12 protein-coding genes are annotated in these 15,768 nt (G+C 61.3%); 2 read left to right on the top strand and 10 right to left on the bottom strand.

All coding sequences use genetic code 11. From position 1 onward, the window contains the following. Positions 1-49: 49 nt before the first annotated feature. Both ASN89_RS12570 and ASN89_RS12565 read right to left on the bottom strand, forming a co-directional pair. Entirely contained in the window at positions 50-2,146 is a 2,097-nt protein-coding gene (locus ASN89_RS12570) for a cytochrome c biogenesis protein ResB (protein WP_058049479.1), read from the bottom strand. A gap of 183 nt (positions 2,147-2,329) precedes the next feature. Continuing rightward, on the bottom strand, positions 2,330-3,001 hold the full coding sequence (locus ASN89_RS12565; protein ID WP_046681673.1) for a c-type cytochrome: 672 nt from the start codon (positions 2,999-3,001) through the stop codon (positions 2,330-2,332). A gap of 186 nt (positions 3,002-3,187) precedes the next feature. Between ASN89_RS12565 and yihA the strand changes: the two genes are divergently transcribed. Further along, positions 3,188-3,931 carry a ribosome biogenesis GTP-binding protein YihA/YsxC gene (yihA, locus tag ASN89_RS12560; RefSeq protein WP_058049478.1) on the top strand — a complete coding sequence of 248 codons (744 nt, stop codon included), beginning with the start codon at positions 3,188-3,190 and terminating at the stop codon, positions 3,929-3,931. A 76-nt stretch (positions 3,932-4,007) separates the two neighbouring features. On the opposite strand, the gene ASN89_RS12555 is transcribed toward yihA, so the two are convergent. The 5 genes from ASN89_RS12555 to ASN89_RS12535 all read right to left on the bottom strand — a co-directional run bounded on the left by ASN89_RS12555 (position 4,008) and on the right by ASN89_RS12535 (position 11,629). Next, complete coding sequence (locus ASN89_RS12555; protein ID WP_058049477.1) at positions 4,008-4,916, bottom strand: hypothetical protein; 909 nt, start codon at positions 4,914-4,916, stop codon at positions 4,008-4,010. A gap of 259 nt (positions 4,917-5,175) precedes the next feature. Then, positions 5,176-8,286, bottom strand: coding sequence for an efflux RND transporter permease subunit (locus tag ASN89_RS12550; RefSeq protein WP_058049476.1), 3,111 nt, complete (start codon positions 8,284-8,286; stop codon positions 5,176-5,178). Then, entirely contained in the window at positions 8,283-9,455 is a 1,173-nt protein-coding gene (locus ASN89_RS12545) for an efflux RND transporter periplasmic adaptor subunit (RefSeq protein WP_058049475.1), read from the bottom strand. Before ASN89_RS12545 ends, ASN89_RS12550 begins: the two co-directional genes overlap by 4 nt. 90 nt (positions 9,456-9,545) lie before the next feature. Next, positions 9,546-10,904 (bottom strand): ATP-binding protein, encoded by a 1,359-nt coding sequence (locus ASN89_RS12540; RefSeq protein WP_046681669.1) that lies wholly within the window; start codon positions 10,902-10,904, stop codon positions 9,546-9,548. Then, positions 10,901-11,629, bottom strand: a complete 729-nt coding sequence (locus ASN89_RS12535; RefSeq protein ID WP_034753223.1) for a response regulator — start codon at positions 11,627-11,629, stop codon at positions 10,901-10,903. Before ASN89_RS12535 ends, ASN89_RS12540 begins: the two co-directional genes overlap by 4 nt. 186 nt (positions 11,630-11,815) lie before the next feature. On the opposite strand from ASN89_RS12535, the gene ASN89_RS12530 reads away from it, so the two are divergent. Continuing rightward, positions 11,816-12,337, top strand: coding sequence for a Spy/CpxP family protein refolding chaperone (locus tag ASN89_RS12530; protein ID WP_161911768.1), 522 nt, complete (start codon positions 11,816-11,818; stop codon positions 12,335-12,337). Positions 12,338-12,450: 113 nt separating this feature from the next. Here ASN89_RS12530 and dsbD read toward each other — a convergent pair whose 3' ends face one another. The 3 genes from dsbD to ASN89_RS12515 form a co-directional block, all read right to left on the bottom strand. Further along, a complete protein-coding gene (gene dsbD, locus ASN89_RS12525; protein ID WP_058049473.1) occupies positions 12,451-14,394 on the bottom strand; it encodes a protein-disulfide reductase DsbD in 1,944 nt (647 codons plus the stop codon). A 170-nt stretch (positions 14,395-14,564) separates the two neighbouring features. After that, a complete protein-coding gene (gene rplQ / locus ASN89_RS12520) occupies positions 14,565-14,957 on the bottom strand; it encodes a 50S ribosomal protein L17 (RefSeq protein ID WP_034753219.1) in 393 nt (130 codons plus the stop codon). 142 nt (positions 14,958-15,099) lie between these two features. Then, positions 15,100-15,768: DNA-directed RNA polymerase subunit alpha (locus ASN89_RS12515; RefSeq protein ID WP_058049472.1), on the bottom strand; the 669-nt coding region annotated here is incomplete at its 5' end.

Below are 15,768 nucleotides of genomic sequence, written 5' to 3'. Positions count from 1 at the left end.
CGGCGACGCCACAGCGTCCCGAAACTCAGCCAATCCAACTCAGCGCAGCTTACGCCGATTGCGGCAGCTTTGCCTTCAAAGTCTCAAATTCTTTTTCAAAATCCAGGGTCTTGCGTTGCGTGCTCATGGCCATCAAGGCTTCGCTGCCGCCCTCGCCATCCTTGATCCACACCCACAGGCGGCGTTCGCGGATATAGAACATGGAAAATACGCCGATCACAAGGAACAGGCAACCGAGGTAGACGACGCTCTTGCCCGGCGAACGCGTCACCTGCAATACAGACGCCTTGATTTCCGTAAAGTCGTCGAGCTGCAGATACACGGGTGCGCCATAGAAGAAGCTGTCGGACAAGGCATTCGTGGCCAGCTGCAGGAAGCGGCCATGCTTGTCATCGGCCTCGATGGCTTTCAAGCCATCCTGGGCGCGCGCCGCCTGCCACAAGTCCCACAGGCTGCCATTCAAGATTTTCATGAAGATATCGGCCGCTTTTTCTTGCTCGGCGGCAGGAATTTTCTCCAAGAAACGCGAAATGGCGAGGAAACCGCCCTCTTGTCCATTGCCGGCAAAGATGCCCAAGCTTTTCGCGGCCGATTCCTGCAGCTGGCCGCGCAAGGCTTCCGCGTTCGCCTGCGGCATGGCGCGCGCCGCATAGCGCGTGGCCGCCTGCTGGCGCAACGCCGGATCTTGCAGCGCGGCACGCAAGCGCATCCATTCGTTCACGCTGTAATTGTCATCGGCGGGAATGCGCAAATAGCTGAACGGGTCGCTGGGGTTGACGCGCATGCCGGCCAGGAACACCGTCGTGCCATCGACGGTGACGGGCTGCATGTAGTTCTGGTACTCGCGCGCCTGGCCTGTCTTGTCGCGCAATTTATATTGCACCGAGGGGCCGACGTTCTTGAGATCCTTGTTATTCGCGTTCTTCGCGGCCGAGCCGAGGCGCTTGTCCAGGCCGACGGAGAATTTCTCGTTGAAACTTTCCGCCTTGCTGACGGCGCGCACATCCTGGCCCGCGCTGAGGTTTTCCACGTTAAACGGACGGAAACCCGACCATTCCACCGTGAAGGAATTGCCATCGCTGCGCTCAAGCGGCGTGCTGCCGCCCACTTCGCCGCCGATATCGAAGCGTTTCGTCGTCTTGCCCGTCATGGGAAAACCCGTCAACTTGAGCTTGCTGCCGCCATCCTCAAAGCTGGACTGGTACAGGGCCAGGCCCTTGTACAGCAGCGGCTGGTTGACTTTGATGGTGGCAGGGAAGGTCTCGCCCGTTGCATGGTCGGTGATGACGACATCGCTGGCAAACAGCTTGGGCATGCCCGTGCTGTAGAAATCGATATGGAATTTCTTCAGCAGGATGGTGATCGGCAGATCCTGGATCAGCACGCCATCGGCCTGGGGAATGATGGCCGTGTTGCTCGACGAGCCTTCCGGGATCATGGTATTGCCGCGGAAAGTAGGGTTCGACAGGCTCAAACGGTGCTGGGCGGGAATGTCGGCGATCACGCCGCTGCCGGAAAACGGCGTCTTGCCGAAGAACCATTGCTGTACGCGGATCGGCATTTCCGAATCGAGCAAGCCGCCCACGCAGATGATGACGATGGCGCCGTGGGCAAAGATGTAGCCCCATTTATTGGCCGCGCCCCGCTTGGCGGCGACCAGGGTGGCGTTGTCCTTCTCGACCACCTTGGCCGCGTAGCCGCTGTCTTTCAGGCGCATCACCATCTGCTGCGCCAGCACGGCGCGCGGCAGCGACACCTGCCACTCCATCTTGTGGTGGAAATTGCGCAACGATTGCTCGCGCACGGTTTCGCGCCAGCTGCGCATGTCCTTGAGCATCTTCGGCGCATTGCGCACGATGCACAGCGAGGTCGAGGCGACGAGGAAACCCATGATGACGAGGAACCACCAGGCCGAATACACGGAATACAGGCTCAGCTTGTCGAAAACGGCGAACCAGAACGGACCGAACTGGTTGACATAATTGGGCATGGGCTCGTTTTGCTTGAGCACGGTGCCGATGATGGATGCGACGGCGATCAGGGTCAGCAGGCTGATGGCAAAGCGCATCGACGAGACCAGCTCGACGAATTCAGCCAGGCTGCGGCGTTGGGTCTTTAACTCGATTCCGGTCGTGCCTGTGCTCATACGTGAATACTCATACGGGATATGCAATCTTCAAGAAAATGTGGCATGGAGCAGATAGTTTCTCCGCGCAAGGCGGCAGCATACTCCTGTTTGGCCCCTGCCATAAAAAAGGGCAGCCTGTTGAAACGGCCGCCCTTGATCATGCGCGCTGGTGCGCCGGCAATCTCTTGCCTCTATGAAAACTTACTTCAGGCCGGCAATGTAATCGGCCACGGCGGCGATCTCGTCATCCGACATGCGGGCGGCGATGGTGTGCATTTCCGCGCTGTTCTTGCGGGCATCCGCCTTGGTGCTGCGGAACATCGTCAGCTGGGCCACCGTGTAATCCTGGTGCTGGCCGGCGATGCGCGGATACTGGACGGGAATGCCATTGCCCGTCGCGCCATGACAGCTGGCGCAGGCGGCAACTTGCTTGGAAGCAATGCCACCACGGTAGATTTTCTTGCCCAGGTCGATCGTGTCCTTGTTTTTCGCGGCGCCCGGCTTGGACAGCTGCGCGCCCAGGTAGGCGGCGATATTCTTCTTGTCGGCATCGCTGAGCATCTTCGCGTACGTCGTCATGACGGGCTGGTTGCGCTGCGGCGTCGTGAAGTCGACCAGTTGCTTGTAGATATAGTTTTCGTGCTGGCCGGCCAGCTTCGGATTGACCGTGATGGTCGAATTGCCGGCCGCGCCATGGCAGGAGACGCAGGCAGGCAAGCCGCGCGCCGCATCGCCATCGGCGTACAGGGTAGCGCCCTTGGCAGCGTCGGCCTTGACGGCCGGTTTCGGTGCTTCGACCGCGGAGGCAGTTGCCGATACAGCCAGCAAAGCGAGCAGCATGGATTTGAACAACGGTGAAAACGCACGATTCATTCAGGCACCCTGAGACAGTGAGAAATTAGTGGTGGACATTGCCGCGCCCTGTGGATTTTTGCTTTATTTTCAGGGCCGCAAGCCGCATCGCTGCTACGCCGGCAACAATAAACAACCCCTTATTGTACAATAGCTTCTTGGCGTTATCGCTCCCTTATCGCTCCCTTTTGTTGCTTTACTACTCCCATGTCAAAACTCTGGCAAGCCCGCTTCTTTACGACCGTCAACCAATTGCGTGACCTGCCCGATACCACGGTGCCGGAAATCGCCTTTGCCGGCCGCTCCAATGCCGGTAAATCGACCGCCATCAACATCTTGTGTAATCAGAAAGGCTTGGCGTTCGCCTCCAAGACACCTGGCCGTACCCAGCACATCAACTACTTCTCCATCGGCGGCGCCCATGTGGCGCAGCACCGCAAGGATGCCACCATCGTCGAAGAGATCGAATGCCTGCTGGTCGACTTGCCGGGCTACGGCTACGCGGAAGTATCGGGCTCGGCCAAATTGCACTGGCAGCGCCTGCTGGGCGACTACGTGCAGCGCCGCGAGCAGTTGGCCGGTTTGATCCTGATCATGGATTCGCGCCGCCCGTTCACCGACTTGGACATCCAGATGCTGGAATGGTTCGCCCCGACGGGTAAACCGATCCACTGCATCCTGACGAAAGTCGATAAGCTGAACCGCAATGAGTCGGTCAACGCACTGCGCCAGGCGAAAGCCAAGCTCGACAGCTATGTGGATGAAGACGGCGTCGGCTTCCCGTTCACCGTGCAACTGTTCTCGGCCTTGAAACGTGTCGGCATCGACGAAGCCAACGACAAGATCATGGAACTGGCCGGCATCAGCGAAGACGGCGCGGCCCAGATGGTCGAACTGATCGACATGGAAGACGACGTCGAGCCGGAAGCGGGAACCGACAACCCGGCTTGATCGAAATCAACGCTGCGTAAAAAAGGCTGCCCGTTCACACGGCGCAGCCTTTTTTTATGGCAGAGAATCCTGCCTCCTAGCGTCGTCCCGGCCCTGGCCGCTTCTCCGAAAAGAATTCCTGGCGCAGGAAGGCGCTCAGCTCGGCCGTATCTTCCACCCTGGCGCTGAGGTTGACGTTACGCCCCAGGCGCCGCGATTCCCACACGAAATCGCCGGGTTTTTCCGCACGGATCAACTGGATCATCTTCTTGATGATGGCCGTTTCGATATCGGGCTCATTGCCCAGTTCCACTTTTTCCTGCTTCAGCCAGTTGCGCTTGAAGTTGCCATTCCAGCCCTTGAACTTGACTTCCGCGCTAAACGAGGTCTGGTTGACGATGGAAAACACGCCGCCCGAATCCTCGCGGTCGCTGCCGGCATTGCGCCCCTGGGCGCCGGCGATATTCGCCTTGGCCACGCGCATGGCGCGGTCGTTTTCGCTTTCCTCGGCCGGTGGCGTGGGATTTTGCGCCTCGCGCTGCTTGCGGCGCTGCTCGATCATCGAGCTCATGTCTTCAGCCGGCGGCGGCGGCAACGGCACTTTCGATACCAGCGGCGGCGTGTAGGTTTCCAGTTTCGGCTTGTCGCGCGGCACGTCTTTTGTCACCACGCGCTTGCTCGGGGCCGGCGGCGGTTTTACCTTGGCCACTTTCGTGTCCTTCGGTTTCGGCGTGGGTTTCGGTTGCGGTTTCGGTTGCGGCTTGTCTTTCAGCGGCGCGATGTAGACCATCGCGCTTTCCTTCTTCGGCGGCGGGATCTTTTCGATCTTGTCGCTACGAAACAGGACATACGCCGCCAGCAGCACGTGCAGCAAGACGGACACGCCGAGCGCCACCTTGCGCGTCGTGCTGGTCTTGGACCCGTAGGCCGGTGGTGGCTGGATTACTTGCCCGCAGGTGGGGCAAACATCGGAATCGGCAGCCAACAAATGGGTCGTGTCATGCAAAATGAATCGTGCTTTCTGTGTAGCGAAGAAATAACATTACAGGGCAGCCATAGTGCCAGAGTCCCTTGCTTTTGGGAACACTTCCTCGGCCTTTCCAACCCGAAGCGTACAGGATAGCGACATTCCTTGCAGCGCTGACCAGAGTACCCGAGCCCTCCCTTGACGGTTGTTACCGTATGTATCACTGCCCATACAAAACCGGCGCCCCATTCACGCAGGAAGGAAACGCCGGTCACGGGTCACGCAAGTGCTCAAGTAATCAAGCCTTGTTATCGAGCGCCACCAGTTGCTCGTCCGTCATCGGCCCCGTGCCGCTGTACTTATCCAGGAACAAATAGATGACGGGGGTGATGAACAGGGTAATCACTTGCGAAAACAGCAATCCGCCGACCACGGCCAGGCCCAGCGGCTGGCGCAGCTCGGCGCCGGCGCCCAGGCCCAGGGCGATCGGCAAGGCGCCCATCAAGGCTGCCGCCGTCGTCATCATGATGGGACGGAAACGCAGGATGCACGCTTGGCGGATCGCCTCTGCCGGTGCCAGCCCCTCGTTGCGCTGCGCATGCAGGGCGAAGTCGATCATCATGATGGCGTTTTTCTTGACGATGCCGATCAGCATCAAAATGCCGATGATGGCGATCATGGTCAGGTCCATGCCGAACAGGCGCAAGGTCAACAGCGCCCCCACGGCCGCCGACGGCAAGCCAGCCAGGATGGTCAGCGGGTGGATATAGCTTTCATACAACACGCCGAGCAGCACATAGATCACGCCCAGCGCGGCAATGATGAGGATGATCTGGCTCGATTGCGAACTCTGGAACACGGCCGCGTCGCCGCCATAGCGCGTGATGATGGAGGCCGGCAAGCTCATGTCCTTGGCCATCGCGTCGATCTTGCCCGTGGCGATACCCAGCGGCACGTCCGGCGCCAGGTTGAAGGCGATGGTGACGGCCTGCAACTGCCCCTGGTGGTTGACGGACGTGGGCCCGATCGTGCGTTCCACGTAGGCAATACTCGACAGTTTCACCAGCTCGCCCGTCTTGCTGCGCACGGACACGCGCGTGAGCGCATCGTCATACTGGCGGTCTGCCGTGGCCGCTTCCAGGATCACGTAATAGCTGGCTGCCGACGAGTAGATGGTCGACACTTGCCGCTCGCCAAAGGCGCTGTACAAGGCCGTGCGGATATCGGACATTTGCACGCCCAGCAGGTTGGCCTTGTCGCGGTCGATCCTGAGGGACGCCTGCAAGCCCTTGATCTGCGAATCGCTGGTCACGTCGCGGAAGGCGGGATCCGTGCGCATACCAGCAATAAACTTTTCCGCCCAGTCATTCAAGGCGTCGGGACTGACGCTTTGCAAGGTGTACTGGTAGCGGCTCTTGCTCTGGCGCCCGCCCAGCTGCAAGTTTTGCACGGGCCGGAAATACACGGCCATGCCGGGCACCGTGCCCGCCGCGCGGCGCAGGTTTTCCAGCACCACGGGCATTTTCGGGCGCTCACTGCGCGGTTTCAAGACCATGAACATGCGGCCCGTGTTGCCGCCGCCGACGAACGAGGTCACGTCCTGCACGCTCGGATCCGCCTTGAGCACGGCCGCCACGCGCGCTTGCAAATCCTGCAGTGCCGCAGATGAGATGTCTTCCGACGCTTCCGTATTCACCTGGATCTGGCCCAGGTCTTCCTCGGGGAAGAAACCTTTCGGAATGGTCGCGTACAGCAGCACCGTCAGCGCGAAAGTACACACGGCAACAAACAGCACCACGTTGCGGTGCGCCAGGGCCTTGTCGAGCAGATGCACATAGCCGTTGCGCAATGCCGTGAAACCGGCCTCGAAATGGCGGCCGATAAAGGTTTTCTCGCCATGGCTGGGGTCGCTGTCATTGTGCTCGCGCGAGTCGGCCGGCAGGAAGCGGCTGGCCAGCATCGGCACCAGGGTCAGCGACACGACGGCGGACACCAGCACGGCCAGCGAGACGACGACGGCGAACTCATGGAACAGCAAGCCGATCACGCCCGGCATGAAGAAGATGGGGATGAACACGGCCACCAGCGAAACGGAAATCGAGATGATGGTAAAGCCCATCTCCTTCGCCCCTTCCAGCGCCGCGCGTATCGGTTTCTTGCCCATCTCGATATGGCGCACGATGTTTTCCAGCACCACGATGGCATCGTCGACGACGAGGCCCACGGCCAGGGTAATACCCAGCAGGGACACGTTGTCGAGGCTGTAGCCGAGCCAGTACAGCAGGGCCAGGGCGCCCAGCAGCGAGATCGGCATGGTGACGGCAGGAATGAAGGTGGCGGCCGCGCGGTGCAGGAACAAAAAGATCACCAGCACCACCAGCACCACCGTCAGGGCCAGGGTCAGATTCACGTCGTGGATGGCTTCGCGGATCGACAGCGAACGGTCGTTGACCAGGCTGATCTGTATCGACTGGGGCAATTGCTCCTTGAAGCCCGGCAGCAAACGGCGCACGCCATCGACCACTTGCACGGTGTTGGCATCCGGCTGGCGCTGCACCATCAGGCTGATCGAGCGCTCGCCATTGAAACTGCCGACGGCCTTGATCGATTGAAAGCTGTCTTCCACCTCGGCCACGTCTTTCAGGCGCACGGGCTGGCCGTTGCGGCTGGCGACGATCAGTTCGGCAAAGTCGGCCGCTTTCATCATTTGCGGATTGCCCTGGATGGTCAGGGTCTGGCTCGGGCCGTCAAGGATGCCCAGCGGGGAATTCGTGTTCGAGGTGCGCAAGGCGGTGGCCAGTTCGTCCATCGTCAGGTTGCGCGCGTTCATCAGGTCGGCACGGGCGCGCACGCGCACGGCAAAGCGCTTCTGACCATTGACGATGACCTGGGCCACGCCAGGCAAGGTCGACAGGCTCGGCGCGATCAGGTTTTCCGCATAATCGTTGAGGTCAGACAAGTTCAGCGAGGGCGACGTCATCTGGATGAATAGCACGGGCGCATCGGCCGGATTGACCTTGCGGTAGGACGGCAAGTCCGTCATTTCCGTCGGCAACTGGCGCTGCGCGCGCAGCAGGGCCGCCTGCACGTCAACGGCCGCCTCGTTGACATTGATGCTGGCGTCAAACTCCAGGGTCAGCGAAGTATTGCCCAGGGTACTCGTGGAGGTGATCAGGCTGAGGCCGGAAATGGTGGAAAATTGTTTTTCCAGCGGCAAAGCCACGGACGAGGCCATGGTTTCCGGGCTGGCGCCGGCCAGGTCGGCGCTCACGTTGATGACGGGCGTGTTGTAGCTCGGCAAGGCCGCCACGGGAATTTGCAGGTAGGCCAGCACGCCGGCCAGGATGATGGAGAGGGACAGCAGCACCACCATGACGGGGCGGCGGATGCTCAGTTCGGACAGGTTCATGCTGGCTTGCCCTGCGCTGTGGCGGCGCCATCGGCTGCCTTGTGTTTTTCCGCCAGGCGCACTTTGCTACCCGGACGCAAGTTCTGCTTGCCATCGACGATGACTTTTTCATCGCCCGCCAGGCCGGTGACGACGGCGTTCGGTCCGAACGCATATACGCGGGTAATCTTGCGCATCTTGGCCGTGCTGTCCGCCTCCATCGAGTACACGAAGGTGCCGGCGGTACTCGTGATGATGGCGTTTTGCGGGATCACCAGCGCATCCTTGAGGGTGCGCACGGTCAGTTGCGTATTCACGTACTGGCCTGGCCACAAATCGGTGCCGCCATTATTGAAGCGGGCCTTGATCTTGATCACGCCCGTGGCGGGATCGACGGCATTGTCGATAAAGTTCAGTTTGCCGTCGAGCTGCTTGCCGCCCGCGTCCGACAGCAGCGCCTTGACGGCCACCTCGCCCGCCTTTTGCGCCGCCAGCAAGCCCGACAGGCTGCTTTCCGGCAAGGTAAAGACCACATCGATCGGGTCGAGCTGGGTGATGCTGGTCAGCGACGTGGTCGGTTGCACGAGGCTGCCCGCGTAGACATTGATGGCGCCCACCCTGCCCGCCTGCGGCGCGCGCAGGACGGTGTAGCTGGAGTCGACCTGGGCGGCGCGCAAGGCGGCCTGGTCGGCGGCCAGCAAGGCGCGTGCCGCGTCGAGCTGGCTTTGCAGGGTGTCGACGGCGCCCTGGGCGATGAAATTCTTACTCAGCAAATCCTGGTTGCGCTTGAGCTGGCGCTCGAAGTCCTGTACCGAGGCGCGGTCGCGCAAGACCTGCGCCTGCGCCTTGTCGACATTCGCATGCTCGCTGCGCGCGTCCAGCGTAAACATCAGCTCGCCCTGCTTGACGAACTGGCCTTCGCGGATATGCACCTTGGTAATCGTGCTGGTCGTCTGCGGGTGCAAATCGACGCTGCTGATCGGCATCACGCTGCCATTGGCTTGCAGCAGCATCGGCACATCCTGGCGCACGGGCGCGACCACGCTCACCGTCGTCGGCGCCTGTCCACCCTTGCCCCCTTTGCCATCCTGCCCACCGGCCGCTTTGCCTGGCTGATGATTGAAATACCAGATGCCGCCACCGATACACAGGGCAGCACCCACGAGGATTGCCAGACTAGTCTTTTTCATTGTTCTGTCACGCTGTCGCAGCGCAGGGCTGCAGGTTGAATGTAGTAGTTGCCAGGGGGCATAAAGCACAATATTGTCGCACGGAAATGCTCACTTTCCTGCGTAATACTCTGGCACGATGAGGGTGACTTCCAGTCCACCGTCGACGTGATTGGACAGCAAAACCGTGGCGCCGTGCTGCTCGGCGATATTGCGCGCGATGGTCAGGCCCAGGCCCGTGCCGCCCGATTCGCGCGAACGCGACGTCTCGATGCGGTAAAACGGTTCGAACACCTTGGCCAGTTGATCTGGCGCAATCCCCGGCCCGCCATCGCGGATGCGGATGCGCGCGGCGCCGGCGATGCGCTCGACCGTGACCTGCGCGTACTGGCCATATTTGACGGCATTGTCGATCAGGTTCACCAGGCAGCGCCGCATGGCGATGGGGCGCGCCATCAAGGCCATGCTGGCTTGCCCGGACAAGGTGACATTCTGGCCGGCATCGGCCGCGTCGGAGCAGACGCTATCCAACAGGGAATCGAGATCGAGCGCCTGCATCGCTTCCGTGCTGTCCATCGAGCGGGCCAGGTCCAGCCCTTCCTTGACCATGCTTTGCATGGCCGACAGGTCGCCCACGAGGCGGTCATACAATTCCGTATCGGCCACCTTTTCCAGGCGCAGGCGCAAGCGCGTCAGCGGCGTCTGCAAGTCATGCGTGATGGCGGCCAGCATCTGTGTCCGCTGAGAAATATGTTGGCGGATGCGCGCCTGCATGGCGTTGAAGGCGGCGCTGGCCTGGCGGATCTCGCTGGCGCCCGACAGGGTCAGCGGCGGGTGGTTGATGTCGTTGCCCAGGTCTTTCGCCGCCTGCGCCAGTTGCTTGAGCGGGCGCATGGTCATGCGCGTGACCAGGTAGGCGAGGATGGCGATGCTGATCAGGAAAGGCAGCAAGGTCATCCAGTCGTTATGTTCATTGAATGGCGGCTGCTGGCGTGGCGGCAAGACCATCAGGCGCAGCACGTGGCCATCCTGCATGCGCACGTCGAGGTTTTCGCAGGTGCCGCCCCATGGCTTGGCGGAAAACATGCCCGGCGTCTGGCGCGGTTTGACGCAGGCGGCCGGACGTTCGGCCAGCGCGCTGACCTTGAAGCCTTCGCCCAGTTTGGCTTGCAGGGCGGTGGAAAATTCCGTTGGCTTGCCCGGCACATGCTCGACGTCGGGACGCAATTCCAGGCGCACGCTGCCCTTGTTGGCCACTTTCAGGTAGGCGGCACGCGAGGCCAGCGGCACCACGTCGGCCGCCATCACCAGCTGCTCGGCCCGCTCGACGGCGTGGTAGTCGCGGTATTGTTCAATGGCGCGCTGGCGTTCGCCCACGGCCAGCCACTGCGTCAGCGCGGCCGAAGCGACGATGCCGATCAGCAAGAACATGAAGACCCGGCCCGTCATCGAGCCCAGGAAGGCCTTCACGCGTGCGGCTCCACATTGACCTGGCCAGCCAGCACGTAGCCGCCGTTGCGCACGGTCTTGATGATTTGCGGCAAGCGGGCATCTTCGCCGAGCTTTTGCCGCAGGCGGCTGATCTGGATATCGATCGAGCGGTCGAACGGATCGGCGTCGCGGCCCTGCGTCAGGTTCAGCAGCTGGTCGCGGTTGAGCACGCGGTTCGGGTGTTCCAGGAAGACGCGCAGCAGGCGGAATTCCGCGCCCGACAGCATGATCACCAGGCCGCTGGGATTGAGCAGGTGGCGCGCCGTCAAGTCCAGGGTCCAGCCGGAAAAGCGGATTTGCTGCGCCTTGTCCGACGGCACGTTCGACGGCATGGCATGGCTGCGACGCAGCACGCTGCGTATGCGCGCCAGCAATTCGCGGGGCTCGAACGGTTTCGGCAAGTAATCGTCGGCGCCCATTTCCAGGCCCAGGATGCGATCGAGCGGCTCATTGCGCGCCGTCAGCATGATCACCGGCACGGTTGACTGCGCGCGCAGCTTGCGGCACAAGGTCAGGCCGTCGTCGCCAGGCAGGTTCAAGTCGAGCACGATCAAATCGGGCCGCGTTTCATCGAGAATTTTCCACATGGCCGTGCCATCTGCCGCGCCCAGGGTGCGGTAAGCGTTCGTTTCCAGGTAGTCCGCCAGCAAGCTGCGGATATCGCGGTCATCGTCGACGATGAGAATTGTAGAAGTGGGTTCCATGGTACGAATTATCCCCACTTCCCCCGGCCTTGCACAACGCATTTGTATCGTCTTGTATATAGAAGACCCGAAGAAACATATAGATACAAACTGTCTGGCAGCGGACACTTCGGGGAAACATGGCGCGTCCACCATGGATTCATGTGCAGCAACATGTACATCCCTCACTTTTACAAAGGAATCCAGATGAACGCCTCAATGAAGACTTTACGCAAGAATTTGATCATCGCCATGAGCGTACTCGGCATGGGTGCGGCATCGCTGACCGTTTACGCCCAGGAAGCGGCCGCCAGCGCGCCTGCCGCCAGCACCAAGATGCAACATGAAGGCCACCGCGGCGGCAATCCCGCCGAACGCATGGCCAAATACCAGGCCCGCCTGCACGACAAGCTGAAGCTGACGGCCGCGCAGGAACCGGCCTGGGCCACGTTCACGGCCGCCAATGCGCCGAAAAAACCGATGGGCGACTGGAAAGCCAAGCATGAAGCGATGGCCAAGCTGTCGGCGCCGGAACGCATGGAGCAATGGATCGCCATGTCGAAGGAACGCATCGCCGACCAGGAAAGCCGATTGGCCTCGCTGAAAACCTTTTACGCCGTGCTGACGCCGGAGCAAAAGAAAGTGTTTGACGACAGCGTGCCTGGCGGCAAAGATGGTGGAATGCGCGGCCACCATCGTGGTCATGGTGCGCACCATAAAGCAGGCTGAGCGCAGGTCGGGTTAGCGGCGGAACGCGGCGTAATCCGACGACCTTGTTGACGTGTGCAGTGGTGTCGGGTTACGCCCTGGCGGGCTAACCCGACCTACCCCGACCCACCGTCCTACTCGTCAAGTTTGCGCAACGAGGTCAGAAAGGTGGCAGCGTTCTGGAAGCCGATCACGCGCGACTGGGCGATTTCCTGCCCTTGCGGGTTGAACATGATGATGCCCGGCGGGCCAAACAGCTGGAAACGTTTCAGCATGGCCTTGTCGTCCGCATCATTGGCCGTCACGTCCACTTGCAGTAGCACGGCTCGTCCCATCTTCTCGCGCACGGCGGGATCGACGAAGGTCAGTTTTTCCATCTCGATGCACGACACGCACCAGTCCGCATAAAAGTCCAGCAAGGCCGGCTTCCCGTTCAGTTGTGCCAGCGCCGCGTCGAGCTGCGCCACGGTCTTTACACGCGTAAATGGTTGCGCATGGACCTGGCCGCCACCGAGGTGCGCCAGCGGCGCCAGCGGGTCGCGGCCACCGCTGGCCACACCGACCAGTTGCATCGCACCCAGCACGGCAAATACGAGGCCGAAGGCCTTGGCCACCCAGGCGTTCTTCGCGCCGCTCTTGCCCACCAGCAGATACATGCCGTAGCCGACAAACAGCACCGTCCAGCCCAGCATCTGCACGGCGCCCGGCAGCACGGGCGAGACCAGCCACCAGGCCACGCCCAGCTGCAGCACGCCAAAGAAGCGCTTGACGGTATCCATCCACGCGCCGGCGCGCGGCAGCAAGGTGCCCGCCGACACGCCCACCAGCAGCAGCGGCACGCTCATGCCCACGGCCATGGCAAACAGGGCGCTGCCGCCGATGACGACGTCGCGCGTCTGGCTGATGTACAGCAAGGCGCCGGCCAGCGGCGCGGCCACGCATGGCCCCACGATCAGGGCGGAAATGGCGCCCATGACGAACACGCCCGCCAGGCGGCCCGACGATTGCTGGTTCGATACGGACGTCAGCTTGCCTTGCAGGAAGGCCGGTACTTGCAGCTCATAAAAACCGAACATCGACAGGGCCAGGCCCGCCATCAGCAGGGCAAAGAAACCCAGCACCCACGGGTTTTGCAGTTGCGCCGCCAAGCCTTCACCCGCCAGGCCGGCCGCCACGCCCAACGCCGTGTAGACGATGGCCATGCCCAGCGCGTACGTCAGCGACAGCAGCAAGCCGCGCGAACGGCTGACCTTGGCGCCATCGCCGATGATGATCGACGACAAGATCGGCACCATCGGCAGCACGCACGGCGTAAATGCCAGGCCCAGGCCCAGCAGCATGAACAGGGGCACGATGACGAGCAGCTTGCCCCCCTTCAGTGCCGCTTCGATCTTGCCCATTTCACTTTGCGCCGGCGCCGCGCTTGCCGCCACGGGGGCCGCCGCGACCGGCTCGGGCGTGCTGGTGATATCGGCCCGGGGAATGCTCATCACGGACACGCCAGGCGACGCTTGCGCCTGCGGGCCGTTGACGGCCGCCGTGTCGACTGCCGGCGCGGCTGGCAGCGCAAACTTCGACGGCAAGCCGCCCGGCACCATGCTCTGGCCACCACCACCCACCAGCTGGGCCGTGGCATCCTGCGGCGCATAGCACAGGCCCTTGTCGGAGCAGCCCTGGCCCGTCGCCTTCAGGGTAAAGGCCCCGGCCGCGTCCACGGGTATCGTGATGGTGAGGGTCTTGCGGAAGGTTTCCACGTTCTTCTGGAAAGTCTCGTCAAACTTGACCTTGCCAGCCGGATACACGGGCGTGCCCAGTTTGGCGCCCACGGCCTCGAACTTGAAGCGCTCGTGGTACATATAGTAGCCATCGGCGATCACATAGGTGACGGCGATGGTGGACGGATCCTGCATGCGGGCGGAAAACTTGAAGGCCAGTTCCGGATCGAGGAACTCATCGTCGGCACGGGCCTGACTGGCGCCAAAGACGGCCATGGCCAGCAGCAGACAGGTGGCAAACCAGAGCAGCAGTTGACGTAGTGGGGCGGCGCGCGCGGTGGCGCTGGAAGGGAAACGGGACATGAACGACCTTTTTCTGCGGCATCAGCTGTGCCATTCAACAAGAGACGCGCGGGGCGTGCAGTGGCTGCAGGGCTGGCGCGAAAGAAGAATAGTACACCGCAGCAAGGATAGCTGCAGCAGAAAACAAAAAAGCCAGGCTAGGCCTGGCTTCTCAGATGCAATTACTGGGATTACTCGCCAGCAACTTCAACTGCTTCGGTCGTATCTGGACGATCCATCAGTTCAACGAACGCCATAGGAGCGTTATCGCCGACGCGGAAACCCATTTTCAGGATACGTACATAACCACCGTTACGGTTGGCGAAACGTGGGCCCAGTTCAGCGAACAGTTTGACGACCATTTCACGGTCGCGCAGGCGGTTGAAGGCCAGACGCTTGTTTGCCAGGGAGTCGGTTTTGCCCAGGGTCAGAATTGGCTCGACAACGCGGCGCAGTTCTTTTGCTTTTGGCAGGGTGGTTTTGATCGCTTCGTGACGCAGCAGCGATACTGTCATGTTGCGCAGCATTGCCAGACGGTGGGACGAGGTACGATTCAGTTTACGGAGGCCGTGACCGTGACGCATGATAAATCCTTTCGGTGAGTGTTTAAATTCCAGCTCTTCGATCAATGAGGCAGAAGCTTCATCGCGGGCCGGTTTGGTACTACAAAATAAAAGCCTGGGACACCTGTCCCAGGCAGTTTGCTACAAAATGCTTTGACAGCGATTACTTTTCCAGGCCGGCAGGCGGCCAGTTTTCCAGCTTCATGCCCAAGGTCAAGCCGCGCGATGCCAGCACTTCCTTGATTTCGTTCAGGGACTTGCGGCCCAGATTTGGCGTTTTCAGCAGTTCGTTTTCCGAACGTTGGATCAGGTCGCCGATGTAGTAGATGTTTTCCGCTTTCAGGCAGTTCGCCGAACGCACGGTCAACTCCAGATCGTCGACTGGACGCAACAGGATAGGATCGACCAGCGGAGCGCGCGATGGCGCTTCGGCGGCGGCTTCCGTGCCTTCCAGGGCAGCGAACACATTCAACTGGTCCACCAGAACGCGGGCCGACTGGCGGATCGCTTCTTCCGGCGAGATCACGCCGTTGGTTTCGATGTTGATGATCAGCTTGTCCAGGTCGGTACGCTGTTCAACGCGTGCCGACTCAACGAAGTACGATACACGGCGCACTGGCGAGAACGACGCATCCAGAATGATGCGGCCGATGGTCTTGTTCGTGTCTTCCGACAGGCGACGCACGTTACCAGGAACGTAGCCGCGGCCTTTTTCAACCTTGATCTGCATGTCCAGCTTGCCACCAGCGGTCAGGTGGGCGATCACGTGGTCAGGGTTGATCAGTTCGACGTCATGCGGCAGGTCGATGTCGGAGGCCAGGATCGCGCCTTC

Source organism: Janthinobacterium sp. Ant5-2-1, assembly GCF_001445815.1.
GTDB lineage: Bacteria > Pseudomonadota > Gammaproteobacteria > Burkholderiales > Burkholderiaceae_D > Janthinobacterium > Janthinobacterium lividum_E.
The sequence above is the reverse complement of the archived record's forward strand: the minus strand, read 5'-3'. Positions and strand labels throughout refer to the sequence as shown.

Bases quoted from the DNA above. Each gene is read 5' to 3' on its own strand.
- ASN89_RS12550 (WP_058049476.1), bottom strand. From the start codon at position 8,286: ATGAACCTGTCCGAACTGAGCATCCGCCGCCCCGTCATGGTGGTGCTG.
- ASN89_RS12545 (WP_058049475.1), bottom strand. From the start codon at position 9,455: ATGAAAAAGACTAGTCTGGCAATCCTCGTGGGTGCTGCCCTGTGTATC.
- ASN89_RS12565 (WP_046681673.1), bottom strand. From the start codon at position 3,001: ATGAATCGTGCGTTTTCACCGTTGTTCAAATCCATGCTGCTCGCTTTG.
- dsbD (WP_058049473.1), bottom strand. From the start codon at position 14,394: ATGTCCCGTTTCCCTTCCAGCGCCACCGCGCGCGCCGCCCCACTACGT.
- ASN89_RS12530 (WP_161911768.1), top strand. From the start codon at position 11,816: ATGAACGCCTCAATGAAGACTTTACGCAAGAATTTGATCATCGCCATG.
- yihA (WP_058049478.1), top strand. From the start codon at position 3,188: ATGTCAAAACTCTGGCAAGCCCGCTTCTTTACGACCGTCAACCAATTG.
- ASN89_RS12570 (WP_058049479.1), bottom strand. From the start codon at position 2,146: ATGAGCACAGGCACGACCGGAATCGAGTTAAAGACCCAACGCCGCAGC.
- rplQ (WP_034753219.1), bottom strand. From the start codon at position 14,957: ATGCGTCACGGTCACGGCCTCCGTAAACTGAATCGTACCTCGTCCCAC.
- ASN89_RS12535 (WP_034753223.1), bottom strand. From the start codon at position 11,629: ATGGAACCCACTTCTACAATTCTCATCGTCGACGATGACCGCGATATC.